This is a genomic window from Neoroseomonas oryzicola, assembly GCF_012163135.1.
Lineage (GTDB): Bacteria > Pseudomonadota > Alphaproteobacteria > Acetobacterales > Acetobacteraceae > Neoroseomonas > Neoroseomonas oryzicola.
The window spans coordinates 962,783-976,688 of sequence record NZ_JAAVUP010000002.1 but is presented as its reverse complement, the minus strand read 5'-3'; the positions used below and the strand labels follow the sequence as shown (position 1 = coordinate 976,688).

Genomic DNA, 13,906 nt, shown 5'->3' with positions numbered 1-13,906 from the left:
AGACGAGGAGGAAGCATCCGATGGAATTCGGCTATTTCACCATGCCGTCCCATCCGCCCGAGCGCGGCCTGAAGGCAGGTCATGACTGGGACCTGCAAGTGCTCCGCTGGCTCGACGAGATGGGCTTCTCCGAAGCCTGGATCGGCGAGCACTATACCGCCCCCTGGGAGCCCCATCCCTCCCCCGACCTGCTGATCGCGCAGGCGCTGCTGCAGACCAAGCGGCTGCGCATTGGCCCCGGCGGCTTCCTGCTGCCCTATCACCACCCCGCCGAGCTCGCGCACCGTGTCGCCATGCTCGACCACCTGTCGGAAGGGCGGCTGATGTTCGGCGTGGCAGCCTCGGGCCTGCCGTCGGACTGGGCGATGTTCAACGTCGACGGCATGTCCGGCCAGAACCGCGACATGACGCGCGAGGCGCTCGAGATCATCCTCAAGATGTGGTCCGACGACGGGCCCTGGCACTACGAGGGCAAGTACTGGAAGGTCGACAAGCCCGAGCTGATGTTCGGGTTCCTCAAGCCGCACATCAAGCCGCTGCAGACGCCGCATCCGCCGATCGGCGTCGCGGGGCTGTCGAAGAATTCCGACACGCTGAAACTCGCCGGCGAGAAGGGCTTCCTGCCGCTCTCGCTCAACCTCAACCCGGCCTATGTCTCCTCGCACTGGGACAGCGTCGAGGCCGGGGCGCGCAAGGTGGGCCGCACCCCCTGGCGCGGCGACTGGCGCCTGGTGCGCGAGGTCTTCGTCGCCGAGACCGACGAGGAAGCTTGGCGGCTGTCGGTCGGCTCCATGATGGGCCGGATGATGAACGAGTACTTCCTGCAGCTGCTCGCGCAGTTCGGCTTCAAGGACTACCTGAAGCACAGCCCCGACGTCGCGGATTCCGACGTCACCGCGGAATACTGCGCGCATCACAACTGGATCGTCGGCAGCCCGAAGACGGTCGCCGAGAAGATCGAGCGCATCTACCACGAGGTCGGCGGCTTCGGTCAGCTCCTCGTCTTCGGCTTCGACTACGTCGAGAACCCGGAGGCGTGGAAGACCTCGCTCGGCCTGCTGCAGACCGAAGTGCTGCCGAAGGTGAAGCACCTGGTGCCGCCGCGCCAGGCCTCGCTCGCCGCCGCGCAGTAGCCTTGTCCGGCGCCGGCCGCCGTCCCATCCTCGCCCCCAAGGGATCGAGGAGGGACGGATGGCCGCGCATCTGCATCAATGGCCGGCCCAGGGCCGCGTGCATCTCGGCGCCGCGCTGGCCGAGGCGCTGCCACGCGAGGTGAGCGAGGCGTCGCGCGTGGTGCTGGTGACGACACGCTCGCTCGCCGGCGGTGCGCTGGTGCAGTCCGCGAAGGCGGCGATCGGCGACCGCCTCGCCGGCACCTTCGCGGCGATGCGCGCCCACAGCCCGGTCGAGGACGTGGTCGCGCTGGCCGCGCTTGTGCGGGACCAGGAGGCGGATCTCATCGTCGCGCTCGGCGGCGGGTCGGTCATCGACGGATCCAAGGTCGCCTGCCTCGCCACCTGGCGCGGCATCGGCGATGCGGGATCGCTGATCGGGGCGGCGGCATCGCGCGGTGCGGCCCCGGGGAACTGGGACGGATCGGCGCCGGCGCCGCGCATCGTCGCCATCCCGACGACGCTCTCGGCCGCCGAGTTCGCGCCGCATGCCGGCTACACCGACATCGCCGCAGGGACGAAGTATCGCGCGCTCGATCCCTGGATGGTGCCGCGCGCGGTCATCCTCGACCCGGCAGCGACGCTCGAGACGCCGGCGGAACTGTTGCTGTCCTCGGGCATCCGCGCACTCGACCACGCGGCGGAGCGTTGGTGTTCGACGGCGCCGCAGGCCTATTCGGATGCGGTCTCGCGCCAGGCGATGCTCATACTGGCGGAGAACCTGCCGCGCGTGCGCCGCAACCCGGGGGATCTCGCGGCCCGCGCGGCCTGCCAGGAAGCGGCCTGGCTGTCGGTGATGGGCGGGTGGTCCGGCGTGCCGGTCGGGGCGAGCCATGGCCTCGGCTACATCCTCGGCGCCGCGCGGGGCGTGCCGCACGGCATCACCTCCTGCCTCATGCTGCATGCGGTGATGCGCTGGAACGCACCGGTCAACGAACACCGCCAGCGCGACGTCGCGCACATCTTCGGCGGCGAGGAGGCCGGGCCGGCCATCGAAGCCTTCGTGCGCAGCCTCGGCCTGCCGACGCGGCTGTCCGAGCAGGGCATCGCGGCGGAGGAGATCCCGGGCCTCGCGGCGCGCTGGAAGGGCGACGCGCCGATCGCGACCAATCCTCGACCCATCCGTGGGCCCGCGGATCTCGAGGCGATCCTGCGCCTGGCGGCCTGACGGGATGGCCGGCGCGCTGACCCTCGCGCCCGGTGCCTGGTGGGGCTGGCTGGAGGTGCCGCCCCGCCAGGCCGGCTGGGGCGCGAGCCCGGTCCTGCTGACCGGCATCCAGCCCCTCGGCAACGGGCGCGGCGACCTTCGGCTCGATTTCATCCAGGCGCTGCATCCGGTCGCCGCGGCGCGGCGCAGCGTCGTGCTGCGGGTGACGCATCGCGGGCCGACGCATCTCGCGGGAACGCTGCGCGCGGCGGACGGCACGATCCGCAGCGCGGTGATCGCGGTGGCGGATTACGGCTGGCTTGCTGCCTTCTGTCCGGCGTTCTGGAAGCGGCGCCCGCCCACGATGCCGAGCCTTCTCATCGACGGCAAACCGCTGCCCGGCCCCTCCCCCCAGGCGCATCTCGCCGCCGTGCTCGGCCGCGACGAGGAGACGGCGCTGCGGGGCGCGCATGCGGGCCATCTCGGCGGCCATGTCCATCCCATGCCGGATCGGACATCGGCGTTCCGTCTCGACGTCACTTTCGCGCCCTTCGAATCCTGGCTGATCGCGCGCGGCTTCCGCCCCACGGAGATGGAGGAGAAGTGGTTCATCCATCTGGACGGCGACCGCCTGCTGTTCCGCCGGTCCTGGACGGGCAACCTGATCTACGACGTCGCGGCGCGCTGGCAGGGCGAGCGACTGACGCTCGGCGAGGTCACCGTCAACCGCGATCCGGAGCAGTACAAACAGAACGATGACGCGCAGGACCGCCGGATCCTGGTCTTCCTGATCCGCGCCATCCTGCTCGCCGAACCGGCGTCCTTCCCGACCGCGCAGGGGACGTCGGCCGAGGACGCGGCGATCCAGGCCTGGTCGATTGCCGGGAAGGCGATGTTCTAGGCGAAGCGCTCCGCGCTGAAGGGCGCGAAGTCGAAGTTCGGCTTCTCGCCCGCGACCGCCGCCGCCACCACCGCGCCGGTCGGCGCCGAGCCGGTCAGGCCCAAATGGCCATGGCCGAAGGCGCACCAGATGCCGTCCCAGGTCTTGAGCGGCCCCATCACCGGCACGCTGTCCGGCAGGCAGGGGCGATGGCCCATCCAGGTCGTGGCACCCTCGGTGCGGACGTTCGGGAAGACAGCGCGCAGGTCGCCGAGCAGCAGCCGCGCCCGCGCCTCGGTCGGCGGCGCCTCGAGCCCGCCGAACTCCACCGACCCGGCAACGCGCAGGCCGTCTTCCATCGGCGTGATGAAGACCTTGCGGTCGGCGGGCGAGAGGATGCGGCCCGGCCGCACGCCCGCATCCGGCAACATGACGTGGTAGCCGCGCTGCGTCTCGAGCGGCACCTTGATGCCGAGCGGCGCGAGCAGCCGCGCCGACCAGGCGCCCGCCGAGAGCACCACCTGGGACGCCGGCACCAGCCCGGCATCGGTCACGACGCCGGCGGCACGGCGGCCTTCGAGCTTGATCGCGCGCACCTCGGCCTCGCGGATCTCGCCGCCCATGCGGCGGATGCCGCTGGCGATGACCGAGGCCATGCGCGCCGGGTTCACGCAGGATCCGTGGTCCGGCAGGAAGACCGCGCGGGTGTAGGCGGGGGAGATCTCGGGCTCCAGCGCGGCGAGCGCGGCGCGGTCCAGCACCTCCATCCGCAGGCCGTGGCGCCGCCGCAGTTCCAGCCCGGCGGCGTCCTTCGCCATCTGCGCCTCGTCCCGGTAGAGGTACATCTGGCCTTCCTGGCGGATGAGGTCGAGCGCACCCTCCGCGGCGAGGATCTCCTGGTGGCGTTCCGGCGCGCTGAACAGCAGGGAGGCGAGCGCGCTCGCCGAGGCCTCGACCTTCGGCGCGCGGGCCGAGGCGACGAAGCGCGCCAGCCATGGCGCCGCCTTCAGCCAGTAGCGCAGCGGGATGTGCAACGCCCCGGCCGGATCGGTCAGCATCTTCGGCACCTGGCGCAGCACGCCCGGCATGGCGAGCGGCGCCACCGAGCCGTGGCTGATCGCCCCGGCATTGCCGGTATAGGCGGCATTGGCCTTGCGGGCCTCGATCACAAGCGGGGCGAGGCCGCGCCGGGCCAGGTGCCAGGCGACGCAGAGGCCGACGATGCCGCCGCCGATGACGATGATCCGCGGCTGTTCCGGAGTGCTGTCCATGGCCGCCATGCTGGCGCAGCACGCGGCGCCGCGGAAGACCGGGCGGCGCGTTGACGGCCCGCCGGGGCCAGCGCACCCTTCCTGCAACCAAGACGAGGAACGTCCGATGCGGATCACCCCGAACAATGCCGGGCTGGGCGCGCGCGTGGAGGGCATCGACCTCTCGCAATCCCTCTCGCCCGCCGACTTCAAGACGGTGCTGCGCGCGCTCGGCCAGTATGGCGTGGTGTGCTTCCCGAAGCAGGACCTCGATGCGCCGGCGCTGTCGGCCTTCGGCAGTCGCTTCGGCGAGCTCGAGGTGAACGTCGCCAACCTGTTCCACGCCGCGGGGCATCCCGAGGTGATGCACCTGTCCAACATGAAGGACGCGGACGGCAAGCCGATCGGCCTGTCCGACGCCGGGCAGGGCTGGCACACGGACATGTCCTATTCGAAGGAGATCGCGCTCGCGAACGTGCTGCACGCCAAGCGCGTGCCGCGCCGCGACGGCCGCGTCCTGGGCTGCACGCAGTTCCGCAACGTCCACGCCGCCTATGACGACCTGCCGGCCGAGGTGAAGGCGCGCATCGAGGGCCGCACCGCGATCCACGACTTCCAGAAGTTCTGGGACATGATGCGCATCCGCCCGGGGTCGATCCGCGGGCCGCTGACGCCGGAACAGCGGGCGAAGAAGCCGCCGGTCTCCCAGCCGATGGTGCGCATCCACCCGATCACCGGGCGGCGCGTGCTCTACGCCAATTCCGGCTACGCCATGTACGTGGAGGGGATGGAGCGCGCGGAAAGCGACGCGCTGCTCGACTACCTGTTCCGCCACCAGGCGCAGGAGAAATACCTCTACACGCATGAGTGGGACGAGGGCGACGTGCTGATGTGGGACAACATCGGCACCACCCACAACGCCGTCGCGGATTACGGCCCGGACGAGCACCGCTTCATCCTGCGGGTGCAGGTCATGGCGAACCTCGACTACGCGGCGCTGGCGGCATGAGGCTCGTCACTTTCGAGGGCCCCGCCGGCCCGGTGCTCGGCGGAATGATCGGCGATAGCGTGGTGGAACTGCGCCCGGCGCTCGCCGCGGCGATGCGCGCGGCGGGAGAGGCCGATACCGCCGCGGCCGCGATCCCCGCCGAGATGGTCGCGCTGATCGCCGACGAGGCCGCAATGGTCGCCGCCGGCCGTGCGCTCGCCTTCGCCGCGCGGGCGGAGAACGCGTCGCTGCGCCGCCCGGTCGGGTCCGTGCGGCTGCTGGCGCCGCTGCGGCCAGGCAAGATCCTCGGCATCGGGCGCAACTACGGCGACCATGCGAAGGAGGTCGGCGGGCCGAAGCTGGAACTGCCGCGCATCTTCATGAAGCCGGCCTCCTCGGTGGTCGGGCCCGGTGCCGCCGTGCGCATCCCGCCATCGGTGAAGAAGCCGGACTGGGAGATCGAGCTCGGCGTCGTCATCGGCCGGACTGCGAAGGACGTCAGCGAGGGCACCGCGCTCGACTACGTCGCCGGCTACACGGTGCTCGACGACGTCAGCGCGCGGGAATTCCAGTTCGACGTGCCGCTCGCCATGACATCCTTCGCCAAGGGCATGGACGGCTTCTGCCCCATCGGCCCCTGCATCGCGACGGCGGACGAGGTAGGGGAGCCCTGGGCGCTCGACCTGCGCTGCTGGCTGAACGGGGAGGAAGTGCAGCACGGCAATACCCGTGACCTGATCTTCCCGGTGCCCGCGCTGATCGCCTTCCTCAGCCGCTACATGACGCTCGAGCCCGGCGACGTGATCGCGACCGGCACGCCCTCCGGCGTGGGGCATTTCCGCGATCCGCCGCGCTACCTGAAGCCGGGCGACCGGCTGCGGATGGAAGTCGAGCGCGTCGGCATCCTCGAACACTCGATCGCATAAGAACCACGGGAGGAATTCGTCATGATCCGGAGGATGATCCTCGGCGCCGCCCTGGCGCTGGCGGCACTGCCCGCCCTCGCCCAGCCGCGCGCGCCGGGCACCGACTACCCGAACCGGCCGGTCCGCATCGTCGTCGCACTTGCCCCCGGCGGCAACGCCGACATCAATGCGCGCCTGGTCGCGACCGCGCTGTCGCAGCGGCTCGGCCAGCAATTCGTTGTCGAGAACCGTCCCTCCGGCGGCGGCACCGTCGCCTTCGAGACGGTCGCGCAGACGCCGCCCGACGGCTACACGCTGCTGGTCGGCGCGCTGGGGTCGCACACGCTGAATGTCGGGCTCTACGGCGACCGTCTGCGGGTGCATCCGCTGACCGGCGTCGACCACATCACGATCAGCAGCCATTCGGCGATCGTGCTGGTGGTGAACAACAACTTCCCGGCGCGCACCCTGGCCGAGTTCCGCCAGCAGGTCGCGGCCAATCCGGGCCGCTTCGACTATGGCTCCTCGGGCAACGGCACCACGGGGCACATCGCGGCGGCGCTGATGCTGCACCTGATGGGCGTGCAGGCGCAGCACGTGCCCTATCGCGGTTCGGCCGCCGCCTTCCAGGACCTGCTCGCCGGGCGCACCGCGTTCCAGGCGGACACGATCTCCTTCGTCACGGAACCGATCCGCACCGGCCAGGTACGCGGCCTGGTGATCGCGACGCCCGAACGGTCCCCGATGATCCCCGACGTGCCGACCGCCGCCGAGGCCGGGCTGCCCGCCTTCCAGGCGACGACCTGGACGCCCTGGTCGACCACGCTCGGCACGCCGATGGTCATCCGCCAGTTCCTCTATGAACAGATCGCCGAGGTGCTGAAGCAGCCCGACGTCCGCGACCGCCTGATCGCCCTCGGGAACACCATCCCCGAGGGCATGACGCCGGATGCGACCCGCGCCTTCATCGCCTCCGAGATCGAGAAATGGGTGCCCGTGGTCCGCGCGACCGGGGCGCGGGTGGACTGATCCCGTCCCCCGAATTCCCTTGATCCCGGCCACTGCCGCGCGCGACCTTCCGGCGCCAGAACGACGGGAGGTTCATGCGATGGCCGAGGATGCGACGGCGCGGAACCGCGCGCGGGTCGAGGCGATCTACGCCGCCTATCTCGCGGGCGACCTGCCCGCGGTGCTGGATGCCATGGCCCCCGACGTCCGCTGGGTGTCCGGCGAGGCGACCTCCGGCGCACCGTGGTGCGGCGAACGCCTCGGCCGCGCGGGCGTCGAAGCCTACTTCGCCGCCCTCGCCGCCGCCTGCCGCATCGTGGACTACCGCGTCGGGCGCATCATCGCGGACGGCGACTGGGTCGCCGTCACCGCGACGGTGCGCGCGCGGTTCCACCAGACCGGCGAGGAGCAGCAGGTCGACAAGGTCGACGTGTTGCGCCTGCGCGACGGCCAGGTGGTGGAGTTCCGCGAGTTCTACGACACCACGGCCATCGCGGCCGCCTGCGCCGCCTGAGCCGCCTGAGCCGCGGCCGCGCCTACTCCCGCACGTCGGTGCGGAATACCTTGCTGACGATCTTCCAGCCCTGCTGCGTCTTGAGGAAGACCAGGTAGTCCGTGAAGTAGCGCGGCGGGATCTGGCACGCGACCTTGGCCAGCGCCGTCTCCGGCCCCGACTGGTCGAGCATCAGGATGCGGTCCTCCCGCGCCAGGCCCTTGGCCTTGGGGTTCGGGCGGCTCTTTACCCATTCGAACCACTGTTCGCGCGGCAGGTCCTGCACCACGCCGTCCTTGTCGGAATAGAGATGCGCGCAGGGATGGAAGGCGGCGTCGAGCTTGGCGGTGTCGCCTTCATGCAATCCGTCGAAATAGGTCTGGAGCACCGCTTCGATGGCGGCGATGTCGCTGGCTGGCATGGGATCCTCCCGGGTGGTCGTCCGACCGATCATTGCGCGCCGCGGCGCCGGTTTACAGAGCCGGCGTGGCGGGGCATGTGAACGGCACAACGAAGGGACGAAACGCCATGATGCTCGGACGCCGACCGCTCCTGCTTACCGCCGCCGCGCTGGCGGCGCCGGCCACGGTGTCGGCGCAGACCGCGGCCTGGCCGTCGCGCCCGGTGCGCGTGATCGTCCCCTATGCCGCCGCCGGCGGGACGGACCTGCTCTCGCGCGCCATCGCCGAGGCGCTGCGCCCGGTATTCCCGCAGCCCTTCGTGGTGGAGAACCGCGCCGGTGCCGCCGGCGTCGTCGGGTCCGAGGTGGTCGCGCGGGCGGAACCGGACGGCTACACGCTGCTGGTGGTGGTCTCGACCCATGTGATGAACCGCTACCACCTGCCCTCCCTGCCCTATGACCCGATCCGCGACTTCACGCCGATCGCCATGCTGTCGCGCAACACCATGGTGCTGGTCTCCGGCACCAACCAGCCCTTCGACAGCCTGCGCGGCATGATCGAGCACGCGAAGCGCAATCCGGGCCGCGTCGGCACCGGCAGCACCGAAGCGCTGTCCTCCTTCATCGGCCAGGAACTCGCCCGCCGCGCGGGGGTGGAGATGCCCGACGTCGCCTACCGCTCCGGCGGGCAGCTGATGAACGACATCGTGGCGGGCCACCTGCCGACCGGCTGGACCAGCACGGTCAGCGCCGCGCCGCACATGCAGACCGGCAAGGTCCGCATTCTCGCCGTCTCGACGGCCGAACGCACCGCCGCCTTCCCGGATGCACCGACCACGCAGGAACAGGGCATCGCCAATTTCGACCTGTCGGGCTGGGTCGCGATGCTCGCCCCGCCGCGCATGGACCCCGCGCTCGCCGCCCGCATCACCGAGACGATGCAGCGCGTCTTCGACGACGCCGCCTTCCGCCAGCGCCTGGTCGGCATGGGCGTCGAGCGTGATTTCCGCCCCGGCCCCGCGCTGCTCGAAGCGATGCAGCGCGATGACCGCATCTGGGCCGCCGCCGCGCAGGCCGGCCACATCCGTCCGCAGCAATAGGATCCCGACCATGGCAAACCCCGCCCTTCGACAGGCCTTCGCGCAGAAGAAGTTCATCGTCGCACCCGGCATCTTCGACATGATCTCGGCCAAGGTGGCCGACGGCATGGGCTTCGACTGCCTCTACGGCACCGGCTTCGGCACGGTCGCCTCGCATCTCGGCGTCGCCGATGCCGGCATCGCGACCTACACCGACATGGTCACCCGCATGGGCCAGATGGCCCGCGGCGTGAAGACGCCGATGATCGCCGATGCCGATACCGGCTATGGCGGGCTGCTCAATGTCCGTCACACCGTGATGGGCTACGAGGCCGCCGGCATCTCGGGCATCCAGCTCGAGGACCAGGAGATGCCGAAGAAGTGCGGCCACACGCCCGGCCGCCGCGTCATCCCCGCCGAGGAGATGGTGCTAAAGATCAAGGTCGCTGCGGAGGCCCGCAAGAGCCCCGACTTCCTGATCGTCGCCCGCACCGATGCCCGCACCACCCTCGGGCTCGAGGAAGCGATCCGCCGCGGGCGGATGATGGGCGAGGCCGGCGCCGACATCGTCTTCATCGAAAGCCCCGAGAGCGAGGAGGAGATGCGCGCGATCGGCAAGGCGATCGACAAGCCGCTGCTCGCGAACATGGTGGAAGGCGGGCGCACGCCGATCCTGCCGGCAGAGCGGCTGAAGGAGATCGGCTACGCCATCGCGATCTACCCCGCGATCGGCTTCCTCGCCGTCGCCGCGGCGCTGGAGCGCGCCTATGGGCACCTGAAGCAGACCGGCGACAGCCTCGCCATCGGCGAATCCTACGGCTTCAAGCGCATGACCGAACTGATGGGCTTCCCCGAGGTGTGGGACTTCGAGACGCGCTGGGCCCAGCAGCCCCCGAAGGCCGCGGAATGAGCGCGCTTCCGGGCGTGAAGGCGCTGGTCTTCGACGTCTTCGGGACGGTCGTCGACTGGCGCAGCGGCATCGCACGCGACGCGAGGACCTTCCTCGCGCGCCACGGCAAGGCGGATGCGGACCCGCACGCCTTCGCCGATGCCTGGCGCAAGCGCTACCAGCCGGCGATGGAGGAGGTCCGCTCGGGCCGCCGTCCCTTCACCAGGCTCGACGTGCTGCACCGGGAGAACCTGGACGGCGTGCTGCGCGACCACGGCATCGACCCGGCGGGCATCGCGGCGGAGGAGCTCGACTGGCTCAACCGCGCCTGGCACCGCCTCGATCCCTGGCCCGACACCATCCCGGGCCTGATCCGGCTGAAGGCGCGCCACTTCCTCGCGCCGCTGTCGAACGGGAACATCCTGCTGCTGGCCAACATGGCCAAGCGCGCGGGCCTGCCCTGGGATGCCGTGCTCGGGGCCGAGGCCGCCCAGGCCTACAAGCCGCAGCCCGAGGCCTATCTCCGGACGGCCGAGATCCTCGGCCTGAAGCCGGAGCAGGTCGCGCTGGTGGCCGCGCATAACGGCGACCTCGCGGCGGCGCGCAGGACCGGGCTCAAGACCGCCTTCGTGCTGCGCCCGACCGAGCACGGCCCCCATCAGGCGACCGACACCCGTGCCGAGCAGGAATGGGAAGTGGTGGCGAACTCCTTCGAGGACCTCGCCGACCGCCTCGGCTGCTGATCACTCGGCGCGGATATTCCCTTCGCGGATCACCGGCGTCCATTTCTGGATGTCGCCGGCGATCAGCGCGGCGAACTCGGCGGGGGTGCCGGCCACCACCTCCGCCGCCTGCCGCTCCTCGACGAAGGTCTTCACGTCGGGGCTGGTGATGATGGCGCGGAAGACGCCGTTGATCTGCTGCGCCAGCGCCGGGTCCATCCCCGCCGGGCCGACGATGCCGTGCCAGGTCATCGCCTCGAAGCCAGCATACGTCGCCGCAACCGCGGGCACCCCCGGCAGCGCCGGCACGGGCCGCGGCGTGCCGATCGCGATGGCGCGCGCCTTGCCTTCGCGGATGAAGGGCAGCGCGGTGGAAACCGAGGGGAAGGTGAAGTCGGTCTCGCCAGCAAGCAGGCTGCGCAGCACATCCGCGCCGCTGCGGTAGTGCACCGCCGTGAAGCGCACGCCGGCGCGGCGTGCGAGAAGTTCGGCCGCGAGGTGCGAGACATGCCCGACGCCCGGGGAAGCATAGGTGAGGCCATCCGGCTTGCCGCGGGCGGCGGCCACCAGGTCGTCCAGCGTGCGGACAGAGGACTCCGTGCGCACGATGACGACGATCGGCAGGTTCACCAGGTGGATGATCGGCGCGAAGGCCGTCGCAGGATCATAGGCGAGGCTCGGCTGCAGGATCTTGCCGATGGCATTGGCCCCGAGGTCGGCCATCATGATCGTCGCCCCATCGGGACGCGACTGAGCGACGAACTGCCCGGCGATCGTGCCGCCCGCGCCGGACCGGTTCTCCACCACGATGGCCTGGCCGTTGGCGCGCGGGCCGAAGCCGTTCGCCACTGCGCGGGACAGCGTGTCCACCGCGCCGCCGGCGCCGAACGGCACCACGATCCGGACCGGCGCATTCGGCCAGGCGCCCTGCGCGCGTGCCATGGCCGGCAGGCCGGCGGCGAGGGCGAGGCCGCCGAGCGCGCGGCGGTGGAGCTGAATGGTCATGGTGAGGTCCTCCCGTGGCTTTGCCCCACATCTGCGCGGCAGGCCCCGGCTGTCAACCACGTCGCGCTGGTGCAGGATGCGGGGCACACGAAGCCGGAGCCCCCATGACCTGGTCCATCGTCGCCCATGACGCCGCCAGCGGCGCCTTCGCCGTCGCGGTCACCACCTGCAACCTCGCGGTGGGCGCCGCCTGCCCCTTCCTCCGCTCGGGCCTGGGCGCGGTCTCGACCCAGTCGATGAGCAACCGCTACCTCGGCCCGGTGGTGCTGGACGGGCTGGCGCGGGGGCTGACGCCGCAGCTGGCGCTGGACAGCGCGCTGGCCGGCGACGAGGGGCGCGGGCTGCGGCAGATCCATGTGGTCGACCGCTTCGGCCGCACCGCCGCGCATACCGGGGCGAATTGCGTCGACTGGTGCGGCAGCGTCGCAGGCGACGGCTTCAGCGTCGCGGGCAACATGCTGGCGGGCGAGGCCGTCATCGCGGCGACCGCCGAGGTCTTCGCGCGGCGCGGCGACCTGCCGCTTCCCGAACGCCTGATGACCGCGCTCCATGCCGGCCAGGCCGAGGGCGGCGACCGCCGTGGCAAGCAATCCGCCGCGCTGGTGATCACCACGACCGAGGACTTCCCCGATATCAACCTGCGCGTAGACGACCACGCCGAGCCCCTGACGGAGCTCTCCCGCCTGCTGGCGCTGTGGCGCGTCCAGGCCGAGCCCAGCCAGCACACCCGCCCGTCCAAGGCCAATCCGGCGGGGCTGACCGACATGGACGCGATCGAGGCCGGCTGGCGGGCCCGAGGGCTCGACATCCGCTTCCGCCGCTGAGGGCTTGCGCCGGCGCCGCCGCGGCGGCAGTCAGGCGCGAGCACAGGAGGATACGCCATGCGCCAGCACAGGATCGCCGCCATCGGGGGCGACGGGATCGGGCCCGAGGTCATCGCCGCGGGCTGCCGCGTGCTGGAAGCCGTGGCCGAGGCCCAGGGCGGCTTCTCCTTCGCGTTCCAGACCTTCGACTGGGGCAGCGCGATGTACCGCAGCACCGGCAAGATGATGCCGGATGATGGCCTGAAGCAGCTCGAGGGCTTCGACGCGATCTTCTTCGGTGCCGTCGGCGCGCCGGATATCCCCGACCACATCACCCTGTGGGAACTGCGCCTGGCCATCTGCCAGGGCTTCGACCAGTACGCGAATGTCCGCCCGACCCGCCTTCTGCCCGGCGTGCGCGGCCCGCTGCGCGAGGATCTTGGCAAGCAGATCGACTGGGTGATCGTGCGCGAGAACTCGGAAGGCGAATATGCCGGCGTCGGCGGCCGCGCCCATCGCGGCCTGCCGCTCGAGGTCGCGATGGACGTCGCCGTCTTCACCCGCGACGGCGTGGCGCGCATCTGCCGCCATGCCTGCGAGATCGCGATGTCCCGCCCGCGCAAGCATCTCACGGTGGTGACGAAGTCCAATGCCCAGCGCCATGGCATGGTGATGTGGGACGAGGTCTGCGCCGAGGTCACCGCGCAATACCCCGCCCTGACGGTCGAGAAGATGCTGGTCGACGCCATGACCGCGCGCATGGTGATGAAGCCCGGCACGGTCGACACCATCGTCGCGACCAACCTGCATGCCGACATCCTGTCGGACCTCGCCTCGGCGCTCGCGGGTTCGCTCGGCATCGGCGCGACCGGCAACATCGACCCGCAGCGGCGCCGGCCGTCGATGTTCGAGCCAATCCACGGCTCGGCCTTCGACATCACCGGCAAGGGTATCGCCAATCCGCTGGGGTCCTTCTGGACGGCGTCGATGATGCTCGAGCACCTCGGCGAAGCCCCCGCCGCCCAGCGCCTGATGCGCGCGGTGGAAGCCGTGACCGCGCGCGGCGACGTGCTGACACCCGACCTTGGCGGCACGGCGACGACGGCCCAGGTGACGGATGCGGTGATCGCCGCGCTCAAGGGCGCGAACATCTGAGGAGACCGGC

15 protein-coding genes are annotated in these 13,906 nt (G+C 71.0%); 12 read left to right on the top strand and 3 right to left on the bottom strand.

The window, feature by feature from the left end:
* Positions 1–20 precede the first annotated feature (20 nt).
* The 3 genes from GWK15_RS11205 to GWK15_RS11195 are packed head-to-tail and all read left to right on the top strand — an operon-like array spanning position 21 to position 3,220.
* Positions 21–1,133 carry an LLM class flavin-dependent oxidoreductase gene (locus tag GWK15_RS11205; protein ID WP_168041361.1) on the top strand — a complete coding sequence of 371 codons (1,113 nt, stop codon included), beginning with the start codon at positions 21–23 and terminating at the stop codon, positions 1,131–1,133.
* Positions 1,134–1,191: 58 nt separating this feature from the next.
* Complete coding sequence (locus GWK15_RS11200) at positions 1,192–2,340, top strand: iron-containing alcohol dehydrogenase (protein WP_168041360.1); 1,149 nt, start codon at positions 1,192–1,194, stop codon at positions 2,338–2,340.
* Between the two features lie 4 nt (positions 2,341–2,344).
* Complete coding sequence (locus GWK15_RS11195) at positions 2,345–3,220, top strand: hypothetical protein (protein WP_168041359.1); 876 nt, start codon at positions 2,345–2,347, stop codon at positions 3,218–3,220.
* Here the strand turns inward: GWK15_RS11195 and GWK15_RS11190 are convergent.
* Positions 3,217–4,470, bottom strand: a complete 1,254-nt coding sequence (locus tag GWK15_RS11190) for an NAD(P)/FAD-dependent oxidoreductase (RefSeq protein WP_168041358.1) — start codon at positions 4,468–4,470, stop codon at positions 3,217–3,219. The genes GWK15_RS11195 and GWK15_RS11190 overlap by 4 nt on opposite strands.
* 106 nt (positions 4,471–4,576) lie before the next feature.
* Between GWK15_RS11190 and GWK15_RS11185 the strand changes: the two genes are divergently transcribed.
* From GWK15_RS11185 to GWK15_RS11170, 4 genes are all read left to right on the top strand, one after another.
* Positions 4,577–5,458, top strand: a complete 882-nt coding sequence (locus GWK15_RS11185) for a TauD/TfdA dioxygenase family protein (protein WP_168041357.1) — start codon at positions 4,577–4,579, stop codon at positions 5,456–5,458.
* Positions 5,455–6,363 (top strand): fumarylacetoacetate hydrolase family protein, encoded by a 909-nt coding sequence (locus GWK15_RS11180; protein WP_209442113.1) that lies wholly within the window; start codon positions 5,455–5,457, stop codon positions 6,361–6,363. The genes GWK15_RS11185 and GWK15_RS11180 overlap by 4 nt, the downstream gene beginning before the upstream one ends.
* 21 nt (positions 6,364–6,384) lie before the next feature.
* Complete coding sequence (locus GWK15_RS11175) at positions 6,385–7,371, top strand: Bug family tripartite tricarboxylate transporter substrate binding protein (RefSeq protein ID WP_168041356.1); 987 nt, start codon at positions 6,385–6,387, stop codon at positions 7,369–7,371.
* 79 nt (positions 7,372–7,450) lie between these two features.
* Entirely contained in the window at positions 7,451–7,864 is a 414-nt protein-coding gene (locus GWK15_RS11170; protein WP_168041355.1) for a nuclear transport factor 2 family protein, read from the top strand.
* Between the two features lie 22 nt (positions 7,865–7,886).
* Here the strand turns inward: GWK15_RS11170 and GWK15_RS11165 are convergent, their stop codons facing one another.
* Positions 7,887–8,264 (bottom strand): nuclear transport factor 2 family protein, encoded by a 378-nt coding sequence (locus GWK15_RS11165; protein ID WP_168041354.1) that lies wholly within the window; start codon positions 8,262–8,264, stop codon positions 7,887–7,889.
* Between the two features lie 107 nt (positions 8,265–8,371).
* Between GWK15_RS11165 and GWK15_RS11160 the strand changes: the two genes are divergently transcribed.
* From GWK15_RS11160 to GWK15_RS11150, 3 genes are read left to right on the top strand one after another with little or no spacing between them, the layout of a single operon-like run.
* Complete coding sequence (locus GWK15_RS11160) at positions 8,372–9,343, top strand: Bug family tripartite tricarboxylate transporter substrate binding protein (protein WP_168041353.1); 972 nt, start codon at positions 8,372–8,374, stop codon at positions 9,341–9,343.
* Between the two features lie 10 nt (positions 9,344–9,353).
* The gene (locus GWK15_RS11155; RefSeq protein WP_168041352.1) at positions 9,354–10,232 is read left to right on the top strand and encodes an isocitrate lyase/PEP mutase family protein; all 879 of its coding nucleotides are present in this window, start codon (positions 9,354–9,356) and stop codon (positions 10,230–10,232) included.
* The gene (locus GWK15_RS11150) at positions 10,229–10,954 is read left to right on the top strand and encodes a haloacid dehalogenase type II (RefSeq protein WP_168041351.1); all 726 of its coding nucleotides are present in this window, start codon (positions 10,229–10,231) and stop codon (positions 10,952–10,954) included. Before GWK15_RS11155 ends, GWK15_RS11150 begins: the two co-directional genes overlap by 4 nt.
* Here the strand turns inward: GWK15_RS11150 and GWK15_RS11145 are convergent, their stop codons facing one another.
* Positions 10,955–11,938, bottom strand: a complete 984-nt coding sequence (locus GWK15_RS11145) for a Bug family tripartite tricarboxylate transporter substrate binding protein (protein WP_168041350.1) — start codon at positions 11,936–11,938, stop codon at positions 10,955–10,957.
* A 104-nt stretch (positions 11,939–12,042) separates the two neighbouring features.
* Between GWK15_RS11145 and GWK15_RS11140 the strand changes: the two genes are divergently transcribed.
* Both GWK15_RS11140 and GWK15_RS11135 read left to right on the top strand, forming a co-directional pair.
* Positions 12,043–12,762, top strand: a complete 720-nt coding sequence (locus GWK15_RS11140; RefSeq protein WP_168041349.1) for a DUF1028 domain-containing protein — start codon at positions 12,043–12,045, stop codon at positions 12,760–12,762.
* A gap of 57 nt (positions 12,763–12,819) precedes the next feature.
* The gene (locus GWK15_RS11135; protein ID WP_168041348.1) at positions 12,820–13,896 is read left to right on the top strand and encodes a tartrate dehydrogenase; all 1,077 of its coding nucleotides are present in this window, start codon (positions 12,820–12,822) and stop codon (positions 13,894–13,896) included.
* The last annotated feature ends 10 nt before the right edge of the window (positions 13,897–13,906 follow it).

Bases quoted from the DNA above. Each gene is read 5' to 3' on its own strand.
- GWK15_RS11190 (WP_168041358.1), bottom strand. From the start codon at position 4,470: ATGGACAGCACTCCGGAACAGCCGCGGATCATCGTCATCGGCGGCGGC.
- GWK15_RS11175 (WP_168041356.1), top strand. From the start codon at position 6,385: ATGATCCGGAGGATGATCCTCGGCGCCGCCCTGGCGCTGGCGGCACTG.
- GWK15_RS11195 (WP_168041359.1), top strand. From the start codon at position 2,345: ATGGCCGGCGCGCTGACCCTCGCGCCCGGTGCCTGGTGGGGCTGGCTG.
- GWK15_RS11135 (WP_168041348.1), top strand. From the start codon at position 12,820: ATGCGCCAGCACAGGATCGCCGCCATCGGGGGCGACGGGATCGGGCCC.
- GWK15_RS11140 (WP_168041349.1), top strand. From the start codon at position 12,043: ATGACCTGGTCCATCGTCGCCCATGACGCCGCCAGCGGCGCCTTCGCC.
- GWK15_RS11200 (WP_168041360.1), top strand. From the start codon at position 1,192: ATGGCCGCGCATCTGCATCAATGGCCGGCCCAGGGCCGCGTGCATCTC.
- GWK15_RS11160 (WP_168041353.1), top strand. From the start codon at position 8,372: ATGATGCTCGGACGCCGACCGCTCCTGCTTACCGCCGCCGCGCTGGCG.
- GWK15_RS11185 (WP_168041357.1), top strand. From the start codon at position 4,577: ATGCGGATCACCCCGAACAATGCCGGGCTGGGCGCGCGCGTGGAGGGC.
- GWK15_RS11145 (WP_168041350.1), bottom strand. From the start codon at position 11,938: ATGACCATTCAGCTCCACCGCCGCGCGCTCGGCGGCCTCGCCCTCGCC.
- GWK15_RS11155 (WP_168041352.1), top strand. From the start codon at position 9,354: ATGGCAAACCCCGCCCTTCGACAGGCCTTCGCGCAGAAGAAGTTCATC.
- GWK15_RS11180 (WP_209442113.1), top strand. From the start codon at position 5,455: ATGAGGCTCGTCACTTTCGAGGGCCCCGCCGGCCCGGTGCTCGGCGGA.
- GWK15_RS11205 (WP_168041361.1), top strand. From the start codon at position 21: ATGGAATTCGGCTATTTCACCATGCCGTCCCATCCGCCCGAGCGCGGC.
- GWK15_RS11165 (WP_168041354.1), bottom strand. From the start codon at position 8,264: ATGCCAGCCAGCGACATCGCCGCCATCGAAGCGGTGCTCCAGACCTAT.
- GWK15_RS11150 (WP_168041351.1), top strand. From the start codon at position 10,229: ATGAGCGCGCTTCCGGGCGTGAAGGCGCTGGTCTTCGACGTCTTCGGG.
- GWK15_RS11170 (WP_168041355.1), top strand. From the start codon at position 7,451: ATGGCCGAGGATGCGACGGCGCGGAACCGCGCGCGGGTCGAGGCGATC.